We start from the raw sequence: 10752 nt of genomic DNA on the forward strand, positions 1-10752 counted from the left end.
GCTCTGGAGTCCGCCGGTGCAAAGTTCAAATGGTGGCGCATACGCGAGGACGGCAATCTGCATGTCGACGATCTGCGCCCGCTGGTTTCCGACCGCACCCGCCTCGTCGCCTGCACGGTCACCGCGCATTCGATCGGCTCGATCGTCGATGTCGCCGCGGTGGCCGAGATCGCACATGCGGCCGGCGCCGAAGTGTTCCTCGACTGCGTGCATTACGGACCGCACGGGCTGATCGACGTGCAGGCCTGGGATTGCGACTATCTCGTCTGCTCCGGCTACAAGAATTTCTCGCCGCATATGGGCTTCCTGTGGGGCCGCTTCGAAACGCTGAAGCGGCTGCCGACCTTCCGCGAGGATTTCATCCCCAACGAGCCGCCGTACAAGGTCGAGGCCGGCACCTTCATCTACGAGAACGTCTCGGGGATGGATGCCGCCGTGCAGTATCTGGAACTGATCGGCCGCAATCTGGCGCCGTCCAACAACCGCTCGCGGCGCGACAACATCGTCGCCGGCATGGGCGCCATCCGCGACTATGAGCTGGTGCTGGCGCGTGAGATGCTGGCCGTGCTGAAAGGTTGCGGCGCGACCATCTACGGCGTTGCCGACGAGGCCCGCATCAATGAGCGTGTGCCGACCTTCTGCTTCAACATCGGCACACTGTCGCCGCAGCGGGTCGTCGAGGAAATGGCCGAGATGCAGATCGGCATCCGCGACGGCCACATGTACGCGCCGCGACTGATGAAGCGTCTCAACCTCTCAATGGACAGCGGCGCAATCCGCGCCTCGCTTGTCCACTACAACACGGTCGAGGAGATTCACCGTTTCGGCGAGGCACTGCGCGCCATCATCGCCAAATTGTCCTGAGCGGCGGCCTCTCCAGCGTCGTCATCCACGGGCGGAACAAGGAGCGTAGCGACGCAGTGCAGACCCGAGGATCCATGCCGTGCCACGGTGCAGAATTCTGCTCCGCTGCACCCTTCGGCTGAGGTAACGGCATGGATCCTAGGGTCTGCGCGACGCTTCGCCCTAGGATGACGAAGAGACGTTAAGCCGCCTTCTTCTTCGCCAGTCTTGCCTTGATCGAGGCTACGTCGGCACGCGGGGTCGCGGCGAACAGCGTCCTGGTGTAGCTGTGCTTGGGGTCGGCGAAGACCTCGTCGCGCGAGCCGTATTCGACCGCCTCGCCGAAATACATCACCATCACATCGTCGGCGATGTAGCGCACCACGGACAGATCGTGGCTGATGAAGACATAGGTCAGCTGGAACTCGTCCTGCAGGTCGGCGAGCAGGTTGAGCACCTGTGCCTGCACGGAAAGATCGAGCGCCGAGACCGGCTCGTCCAGCACCAGCAGGCTTGGGTTGAGCATCAGCGCGCGGGCAATGGCAATGCGCTGGCGCTGGCCGCCCGAGAACATGTGCGGGTAGCGGTTGTAGTGCTCGTGACCGAGGCCGACCTTCTTCAGCATCTTCATCGCAAGGTCGCGCCGCTCGGCCGCCGGCTTGTCGGTGTTGATCAGCAGAGGCTCGCCCAGCACGTCGCCGATCTTCTGGCGCGGATTGAGCGATCCATAGGGGTTCTGGAAGACGATCTGGACCTTGCGGCGCATCTCTTTGGTCAATCCGCCCTTGGCGATGTCGACCTTGTTGCCGTCGATGAACAGGTCGCCTGACGTCGCCGGATCGATCAGCGTGATGATGCGGGCGAGCGTCGACTTGCCGCAGCCGCTTTCGCCGACGATGGCCAGCGTCTTGCCCTTGTCTACCTTGAAGGACACGCCCTTGACCGCGTGCACGGTGCGCGGCCCGGTGAACAGGCCACCACCGATATGGTAGTCGCGGACGATGTTCTTGCCTTCGAGGACCGTGGTGCTCATGAGGCGGCTCCCGCGGCAGAGGGGGCCGGCTCGAACAGCATGTCGGAAACGGTCGGCAGCCGGTCGCCGACGGCGTTCTCCGGCAAAGCCGACAACAGCGCCCGCGTGTAATTGCTTTTCGGCGATTCGAACAACGACAGCACGTCGGCCTCTTCCATCTTGCGGCCCTTGTACTGGACGATGACGCGATCGGCGGTCTCGGCCACCACGCCCATATTGTGGGTGATCATGATCAGGCCCATGCCGTATTTGGCCTGCAGCGAAACCAGCAGATCGAGGATCTGCTTCTGGATGGTGACGTCGAGCGCCGTCGTCGGCTCGTCGGCGATCAGCAGTTTCGGATTGCAGGCGATAGCGATGGCGATCATGACGCGCTGGCATTGGCCGCCCGACATCTGGTGCGGAAACGAGCTCAGCCGTTCTTCCGGATCGGCGATGCCGACCAGCTTCATCAATTCGATGGCGCGGGCCCGCCGCTGAGCGCGATCCATACCCATATGGAAGCGCAGCACCTCCTCGATCTGGAAGCCGACGGTGAAGCACGGATTGAGGCTGGCGATCGGCTCCTGGAAGATCATCGAGATGTCCTTGCCGACGATCTTGCGGCGTTCGGACGGGCTGAGCTTCAGGAGATCGACGCCGTCGAAGGCCATGCGGTCTGCCTTGACGGTTGCCGTGTTGGGCAACAGGCCCATCACCGCGAGCATCGCCACGGACTTGCCGGAACCGGACTCGCCTACAATCGCCAGCACTTCGCGCGGCTCGATCGAGAGGTCGATGCCTTGCACGGCCATGAACGGTCCGGCCGCGGTGTCGAAGGAAACGGTGAGGTTCTTGATCTCGAGCAGAGGCATGCTCACGACCTCTTCAGCTTGGGGTCGAGCGCGTCGCGCAGGCCGTCGCCGATCAGGTTGATGGCGAAGACGGTGATCAGGATGGCGAGGCCCGGGAAGGTCACCACCCACCAGGCGCGCAGGATGAACTCGCGCGCTTCGGCCAGCATGGTTCCCCATTCCGGCGTCGGCGGCTGCGCGCCCATGCCGAGGAAGCCAAGGGCCGCCGCCTCGAGGATGGCGTTGGAGAAGGACAGCGTCGCCTGCACGATCAGCGGCGCGATGCAGTTGGGCAGGATGGTGACCAGCATCAGCCTGAGATGGCTGGCCCCGGCGACCTTGGCCGAGACGACATATTCGCGGGTCTTCTCGGCCATCACGGCGGCGCGGGTGAGCCGGGCGAAATGCGGCTGCAGCACAAAGGCGATGGCGATCATGGCGTTGACGAGGCCAGGGCCGAGAACCGCGACAAGCACCAGGGCCAGCAGCAGCGACGGGAAGGCCAGGATGATGTCCATGATGCGCATGATCAGCGTGTCGACCCAGCCGCGGCAGTAGCCGGCGAGCAGGCCGAGAATGACGCCTGAGATCAGCGCTGACGTGACGACGACGAAGCCGATGGCGAGCGAGAACCGCGAGCCGTAGATCAGCCGCGACAGCATATCGCGGCCGACAGCGTCGGTGCCGAGCAGGAACTGCGCGTTGCCGCCTTCCTGCCAGGCCGGCGGCGTCAGGAAGAAGTCGCGGAACTGATCGTCCGGCGAATGGGGCGCCAGCAGCGGCGCGAAGATGGCGATCAGGATCAGCAGCGCAAAGACGAAGAGCCCGATCACCGCGCCCTTGTTGACGGAGAAGTAATGCCAGAACTCGCCGAACATCTGCAGCCTGGCGTCCTGCGGCTTGACGACGGTCGCGGCTTCGATGGTGGCTGGGCCTTCGTTGCTCATGTCAGTTGGCCCGGATGCGTGGGTTGATGACGGCGTAGAGCACGTCGACGATGAGGTTCACCGACATGACGATCAGCGCGATCAAAAGCAACCCGCCCTGCACGGTGAAATAGTCGCGCTTGGAAATGGCGTCGATCATCCATTTGCCGATGCCGGGCCAGGAGAAGATGCTCTCGGTCAGGATGGCGCCGGTCAAAAGCGTGCCGACCTGCAGGCCGATGGTGGTGACGACCGGGATCAGCGCGTTGCGGAAGGCATGCAGGCCGATGACGCGGCGCGGCGCCAGGCCCTTGGCACGCGCGGTGCGGACATAGTCCTCACCCAGCACTTCGAGCATCGCCGACCGCGTCTGCCTGGCGATGACTGCGAGCGGGATGGTGCCGAGCACGATGGTCGGCAAGATCAGGTGCGACAGCGCCGAACGGAAGGCGCCCTTCTGGCCCGAGATCAGGGAATCGATGGTCATGAAACCGGTCACCGGCTTGAAGAAATAGAGAAGGTCGATGCGGCCGGAAACCGGCGTCCAGTGCAGCGTGCCGGAGAAGACGATGATCAGCAGCAGGCCCCACCAGAAGATCGGCATGGAATAGCCCGCCAGCGCCGTGCCCATCGTCAGCTGATCGAACCAGGAGCCGCGACGGATCGCGGCGAAGATGCCGGCGGCGACACCCAGGATGACGGCAAAGATCATGGCGAAGATGGCGAGTTCGACCGTTGCCGGGAAGCGCACCAGGAAATCCTTCAGCACCGGCGTCTTGGTGGAAAACGAGGTGCCGAAATCACCGCCGAGGATGTTGGTCAGATAGGTCAGATATTGTTGCCAGATCGGCAGGTCGAAACCGAACTGGTGCATGAGCGCCGTGTGGCGTTCGGGCGACAGGCCGCGTTCGCCCGCAAGCACCAGCACCGGATCACCGGGCAGGATGCGCACGAAGCCAAAGGCGAGGATGGTTATCCCGATGAAGGTCGGGATGATGAGGGCGAGCTTGCCGAGGATATAACGCAGCATGGCGGGCGAGTGGGGGCGCCACCAAGTGGCGGCGCCCCCGTATCGCAACCTTATTCGGCGATATCGACGCCGTCGAAGCGATGGATACCGAGCGGATCCATCGCAAAGCCGGTGACGGTCTTCTGCATCGGCATGAACACCTTGGAGTGAGCGAGCGTCGCCCAGGGTGCCTGTTCCTTGAAGATGACCTGTGCCTGTTCATAGAGCTTGGTGCGCTCGGCCTGGTCCGAAACGGTCTTGGCCTTGTTGATGAGCGCATCGAAGTCCTTGTTGCACCATTCCGCGCGGTTGTTCGAACCGACGGAAGCGCAGCTCAGGAGCACGCCGAGGAAGTTGTCCGGATCGCCATTGTCGCCGGTCCAGCCGACGATGACGGCGCCGTCGTGATCGACCGCGGAAGCGCGCTTGAGGTATTCACCCCAATCGTAGCTGACGATCTCGACGGTGACGCCGACCTTGGCGAAGTCCGCCTGGATCAGTTCGGCGGTACGGCGCGCGTTCGGCATATACGGGCGCGACACCGGCATGGCCCAGACGTTCATCTTGAGGTCCTTGACGCCGGCCTCTTCAAGCAGCTTCTTGGCTGCATCCGGATCGTAAGGATCGTCCTTCACTTCCTTGTTGTAGGACCACATGGTCGGCGGGATCGGATTGATCGCCACCTGGCCGGCGCCCTGGAAGACGGCGTCGATGATGGCCTTCTTGTTGATGGCCATGTTGAGCGCCTTGCGGACGCGCACGTCGTCGAACGGCTTCTGCTGGGTGTTGTACATCAGCGCGCCGACATTGAGGCCTTCCTGCTCCTCGACCTTCAGGTTCGGATCGGCCTGCAGGCCGGCGATGTCGGCCGGTGCCGGGTACGACATGATGTTGCATTCGCCGGCCTTGAGCTTCTGCGCGCGCACCGCCGGATCGGTGGTGATGGCGAAGACCAGATCGTCGATCTTCTGCTTGCCGCCCCAATAGTCCGGGTTGGCCTTGTAACGGATGGCGGCGTCGGTCTGGTAGTCAACGAAGATGAACGGACCGGTGCCGATCGGCTTCTGGTTGAACAGCTCAGGCGTCTTGTCGGCCTGCAGCTTGTCGGCATATTCCTTGGAGACGACCGAAGCGAAATCCATGCCCAGCGTTGGAATGAAAGTGATCGCCGGCTCCTTGAGGATGAACTTCACCGTCAGGTCGTCGACCTTCTCGACCTTGGCGATGTTTTCGCCGAACTGGTCATTGTAATACTGGTATGCAATGCCCGGAATGTACTGAAACCAAGGGCCGTTCTTGTCGACCTGGCGTTCGAACGAGAACACCACGTCGTCAGCGTTGAAGTCGCGCGTCGGGGTGAAATAGTCGGTCGCGGCGAACTTGACGCCCTTGCGCAGCTTGAAGACATATTCCTTGCCATCGTCGGAGATCGTCCAGCTCTCGGCCAGGCCCGGCGAGGTCGTCGTCTTGCCGTGATCGAATTCGACAAGGCGGTTGAAGACGGTGCGCGATGACGCGTCGAACGTCTGGCCTGCGGTATACGGCGCCGGATCGAAACCTTCCGGCGAAGCTTCCGCGCAGTAGACCAGAGTTTTCGCATTGGCCACGCCGCCCAGGACGCTTGCAGCCAGCAACGCGGCTGCAAAAGTCAGCTTCTTATTCATTGAGCACTCCCTGATGTTCTTCCAAGCCCCTCTATCAGGCTCGCGAAGCGCGCATATAAGCACCGTTTTCCGGCTTTGGAACACCCCGTTTGCTTACCCCGCGGGAAGCAGGAAAAAAATCCGCTATTTTGCCAGATTGCAGAAAAAATTAGCAGTTTCTTCCATTCACGAGATTATTAACAACCGAATTTTTTTATTGATCGCCAAGCTGACGACATAAATGTTCCCCGCGCTTCCGAGCGGCCGAGGGATGCGCCAGGACACCATTTGGCAGCGCCGGCGGCGGCAAGGACTTTCGACGGAAAATCTTTCGCCGTGTTGCCGCAAGGGCAAGACTTGCACGGTCACCAAGGGAGGCAATACATAGGGTATAACGGCCGCAGCGGAGGGCGCCCTTGTCAATTCAGAGGCGAGGTCAATTCAGGGGCGAGCGCGGCGCGAATGAACAAACTTGTCCAGGGAGGAACGGGTGGCAAAAGCATCAAGGACGACGACGGTGAAAGCGGGAGCCAAGGCGCCGTCGAAAGCAGCCGGTACTGCCAAGCCGAAAGCACCCATTGCCAAAGTCGCCACGCCGAAGGCGGCCGCGGCGCCCGTAAGGGCAAGCACAAAGCCGGCGGTGAAAGCCCCGGCCAAGGCCGCGGCCGGAAAGACGGCGCCGGGGAGTAAAGCGGGTGCGGCAAAGCCTGCTGTCAGGCCGGCGTCGAAGGCTGCGGCGGCGGTGAAGGCCCCACCGGCGGCAAGGCCGGCCGCCGCCACCGCCAACCGATTGCCGAAAGCATTGACGGCGCTGGCCGCCGGCTTGCCGGAAAAGCCGTGGCTCAAGAGCTATCCGAAAAACGTGCAGGCGGAGATCGGCGCCCTGCCCTACAGCTCGATCGGCGATTTCCTCGTCGGCGCCTGCAAGCAGTTTTCCGCGCAGCCGGCCTTCACCTGCATGGACAAGTCCATCAGCTACACCGATGTCGAGCGGCTGTCGGCGGCCTTCGGCGCCTACCTGCAATCGAAGGGCCTGCAGAAAGGCGCGCGCGTCGCGCTGATGATGCCGAACGTGCTGCAATACCCGGTGGCGATGATGGCGATCTTGCGCGCCGGCTATGTCGTGGTGAATATCAATCCGCTCTACACGCCGCGCGAGCTCGAACACCAGTTGAAGGATTCCGGTGCGCAAGCCATCGTCATCCTGGAAAACTTCGCCAACACCTTGCAGGCGGTGATCGCGAGGACGGCGGTCAAGCATGTGGTGGTCGCCGCGATGGGCGACATGCTCGGCGGCCTGAAGGGCACCATCGTCAATTTCGTCGTGCGCCGCGTGAAGAAGATGGTGCCGGCATGGTCCTTGCCCGGCCATGTCAAGTTCAATGCCGCCATGAAGGCCGGCGCCGGCATGGGCTTCAAGCCGGCCAAGGTGGAAGCAGACGATGTCGCCTTCCTGCAATATACGGGCGGCACCACGGGCGTGTCGAAGGGCGCCACACTGCTGCACAGAAACGTGCTCGCCAACGTCGCGCAGAACGCGCAGTGGATGGAGGACGCCTACACGATCAAGCCGAAACCGGCGCACCCCAACTTTATCTGCGCGCTGCCGCTCTATCATATTTTCGCGCTGACCGTGAACGCACTGATGGGCATGCAGCAAGGCGCCCGCAATGTGCTCATTCCCAATCCGCGCGACATTCCCGGCTTCGTCAAGGAACTGCAGAAGTATCCGGTGCACATCTTTCCCGGCCTCAACACGCTGTTCAACGCGCTGCTCAACAATGAGGATTTCCGCAAGCTCGACTTCAAGCCGCTGGTGCTGACGTTGGGCGGCGGCATGGCGGTGCAGAAGGGCGTCGCCGAACGCTGGAAGACGCTGACCGGTTGTTCGGTCACCGAAGGCTACGGCCTCTCGGAAACCTCGCCGGTCGCCACCGCCAACAAGTTCACCGCCGGCGACTTCACCGGCACCATCGGCCTGCCGCTGCCCTCGACCGAGATCGCCATCCGCGACGACGACGGCAACAATTTGCCGCTCGGCGAGGTCGGCGAGGTCTGCATCCGAGGACCGCAGGTGATGGCGGGCTACTGGAACCGGCCCGATGAGACCGCCAAGGTGATGACCAAGGATGGCTACTTCAAATCCGGCGACATGGGCTTCATGGACGAGCGCGGCTACACCAAGATCGTCGACCGCAAGAAGGACATGATCCTGGTTTCGGGCTTCAATGTCTATCCGAACGAGCTCGAGGAAGTCGTGGCCATGCATCCGGGCGTGCTCGAAGTGGCGGCGGTCGGCGTGCCGGACGAGCATTCGGGCGAGGTGCCGAAACTGTTCGTGGTCAAGAAGGATCCGGCGCTGACCGCAGAGACGCTCACCGCCTTCTGCCGCGAGAACCTGACCGGCTACAAGCGGCCCAAATACATAGAATTCAGGACCGAGCTGCCGAAGACGCCGGTCGGCAAGATCCTGCGGCGAGCACTGCGCGAATAGTGGACGGCGATCTTGCCGACAACGATGCTCTGGATCGATGCTCACGCCTCGACCCGGCAACCTTCATCAAGGCGAACATGCGCCTTGTCCCCGTGCCTGCGCTTCCAGAAATCCAGTTTTATACAGCTCACCCCGGCAGCGGATTGAGGCGGCTCGTCGAGCCCGAAGACGATGCGGAAGACGCGCCGGAGCCACAACCGCCCTACTGGGCCTATGCATGGGCCGGCGGCACCGTGCTCGCACGCTATGTCCTTGACCATCCAACAACCGTGGCGGGACGCCGCGTGCTCGACCTTGGTGCCGGCTCCGGCCTTGTCGGCATCGCCGCAGCTAAGGCTGGGGCACGCGAAGTGATCGCCGCCGAGATCGACCGCAACGGCGTTGCCGCTCTTGAGCTCAACGCGGTCGCCAACGGCGTTGCCATCACAATAATAGGCGAAGACATCACCGCCGGCCCGCCGCCGGCAGTTGACCTCGTGCTCGCAGGCGATGTTTTCTACGGGTGCGACGTTGCTTTACGCATCACCCCGTTCCTCGATCGCTGCCTGGCAGCCGGCATCGACGTGCTGGTCGGCGATCCCCGTCGCAACGATCTGCCGCTGTCCCGACTGCGGTTGCTCGCCGAATACCAGGTGCCGGATTTCGGCGACGCGAAGGGTGCTGCGACCAAGCCGAGCGGTGTCTTTTCGTTTGAGGCGGAAGAGCGCTGACGCTGAGATCAATCCCAGTCACTCGGAATGGCCGGGTTCGACCTCGTTCCGGACCTTTGTCAGGTGAGTACGACTGCCAGAAGGCAGCCATACAGAGCTGACATTCGGCGGCGCAAAATTGGGGTATGATCCAAGGCGCGTTATTCGGGCGTCGTAGGGTGGCTCGGCGAGTCGCAAAACGGCGGGATGGCGCGTTGCTGCCATCACCCCGGCAATGTCGATGTTGCGTTGTCTAACGCTCAGTTCTTCAAGGTCCCCGTCTCAAGCTTGGAGTGCCGCATGGTTGGCCCGCAAGAACTCGGCCGCTGTCATCGGCTTGCGGCCCAAGAGTTTCTCGAGACCCCCCGCCGTGCCGCCCCATTCTCCGGCGTTGATGCCTTGCACCCACACAAGCGCGAAGCGGGCGGCCTGCTCGGGCAGACCCGCCGCCACTAAGTGGGCGATGTAATCGTGATCCGAGCCGGAAACAAACGGCACTCGCTTGCCGCTGACATCCGACAGGATCTGTGCGACATCCGCGAAGGACACGGCGGGATCGCCATACAGCGAGTATGTCTTGTATTCATGGCCGTCTTGGCTCAGCACAATGGCATGCGCCTCTGCTAGGTCGTCACGGCTGGCATAGCCCGCCTTGCCCGCACCAGCCGGCACGTGAACCCCGGTCTCCAGGGCGTTTCCGCCGATGTAGAATGGGATGCTCTCGATAAAGGGCGGATGACGGACGAGCGTGTAGGCTAGGCCGGACGCCTTCAGTTTTTCCTCGACGAACAGATCCTGCTCGGTGATATCCGACAAGGTGAAGGCGGATCCTGCTTCGTGGATGATCGGCATATAGACGATGCGCTTAACGCCCGCCTGCCGAGCTGCGCTAATGGCATTTTGGTGCTGGGTATTGCGATCGGTAAAGGCCGTGGCGGATACGAGCATTAGCTTATCAATGCCCTCGAACGCGCGCACCAGTCCGTCATAGTCGAGATAGTCGCCTTGGCGGATCTCAATCCTATCGGCCGCCAGATCGGCCGCCTTGGCGGGATCGCGGGCCAGGCCGACGAGATCGCTGGCGGGCAACCGCTTCAGGAGATGTTGGAGAGTTTTTCGGCCGATATTGCCGGTTGCGCCGGTTACGAGGATCTTGGCCATGGTGATTTCCTTTGGGCTTTTGCACATCGACACCGTCGTCCGATCCAGGTAAGTCAGAACAGACCTGCAAACCAGTACCGACTATTTGGTAAGTGCCAAAATTCGGAGATCGACGTGACCG

The 10752-nt window shown here is 62.4% G+C and carries 9 protein-coding genes; 3 read left to right on the plus strand and 6 right to left on the minus strand.

Translation table 11 applies throughout. The features are described from left to right. On the plus strand, nucleotides 1–864 hold an 864-nt coding region (locus EN906_RS10265), incomplete at its 5' end, for a cysteine desulfurase-like protein (RefSeq protein ID WP_127375160.1). A 181-nt stretch (nucleotides 865–1045) separates the two neighbouring features. On the opposite strand, the gene EN906_RS10270 is transcribed toward EN906_RS10265, so the two are convergent. The 5 genes from EN906_RS10270 to EN906_RS10290 all read right to left on the minus strand — a co-directional run bounded on the left by EN906_RS10270 (nucleotide 1046) and on the right by EN906_RS10290 (nucleotide 6308). Then, nucleotides 1046–1876: a dipeptide ABC transporter ATP-binding protein gene (locus EN906_RS10270; protein WP_023811483.1), complete on the minus strand. Its 831-nt coding sequence runs from the start codon at nucleotides 1874–1876 to the stop codon at nucleotides 1046–1048. Further along, nucleotides 1873–2730, minus strand: a complete 858-nt coding sequence (locus tag EN906_RS10275) for an ABC transporter ATP-binding protein (RefSeq protein WP_127267322.1) — start codon at nucleotides 2728–2730, stop codon at nucleotides 1873–1875. Before EN906_RS10275 ends, EN906_RS10270 begins: the two co-directional genes overlap by 4 nt. A gap of 2 nt (nucleotides 2731–2732) precedes the next feature. Beyond that, nucleotides 2733–3587, minus strand: a complete 855-nt coding sequence (locus tag EN906_RS10280) for an ABC transporter permease subunit (protein ID WP_224618710.1) — start codon at nucleotides 3585–3587, stop codon at nucleotides 2733–2735. 70 nt (nucleotides 3588–3657) lie between these two features. Continuing rightward, entirely contained in the window at nucleotides 3658–4665 is a 1008-nt protein-coding gene (locus EN906_RS10285) for an ABC transporter permease subunit (protein ID WP_127267321.1), read from the minus strand. Nucleotides 4666–4715: 50 nt separating this feature from the next. Continuing rightward, nucleotides 4716–6308 (minus strand): ABC transporter substrate-binding protein, encoded by a 1593-nt coding sequence (locus tag EN906_RS10290; RefSeq protein WP_127267320.1) that lies wholly within the window; start codon nucleotides 6306–6308, stop codon nucleotides 4716–4718. A 469-nt stretch (nucleotides 6309–6777) separates the two neighbouring features. Between EN906_RS10290 and EN906_RS10295 the strand changes: the two genes are divergently transcribed. After that, entirely contained in the window at nucleotides 6778–8781 is a 2004-nt protein-coding gene (locus EN906_RS10295) for a long-chain fatty acid--CoA ligase (protein ID WP_127267319.1), read from the plus strand. Beyond that, complete coding sequence (locus EN906_RS10300; RefSeq protein WP_236383350.1) at nucleotides 8781–9491, plus strand: methyltransferase; 711 nt, start codon at nucleotides 8781–8783, stop codon at nucleotides 9489–9491. Before EN906_RS10295 ends, EN906_RS10300 begins: the two co-directional genes overlap by 1 nt. Nucleotides 9492–9752: 261 nt before the next feature. On the opposite strand, the gene EN906_RS10305 is transcribed toward EN906_RS10300, so the two are convergent. After that, nucleotides 9753–10631, minus strand: coding sequence for an NAD(P)H-binding protein (locus EN906_RS10305; RefSeq protein WP_127375161.1), 879 nt, complete (start codon nucleotides 10629–10631; stop codon nucleotides 9753–9755). Nucleotides 10632–10752: the final 121 nt, after the last annotated feature.

The sequence above is a fragment of the Mesorhizobium sp. M7A.F.Ca.CA.004.06.1.1 genome (genome assembly GCF_003999135.1).
Lineage (GTDB): Bacteria > Pseudomonadota > Alphaproteobacteria > Rhizobiales > Rhizobiaceae > Mesorhizobium.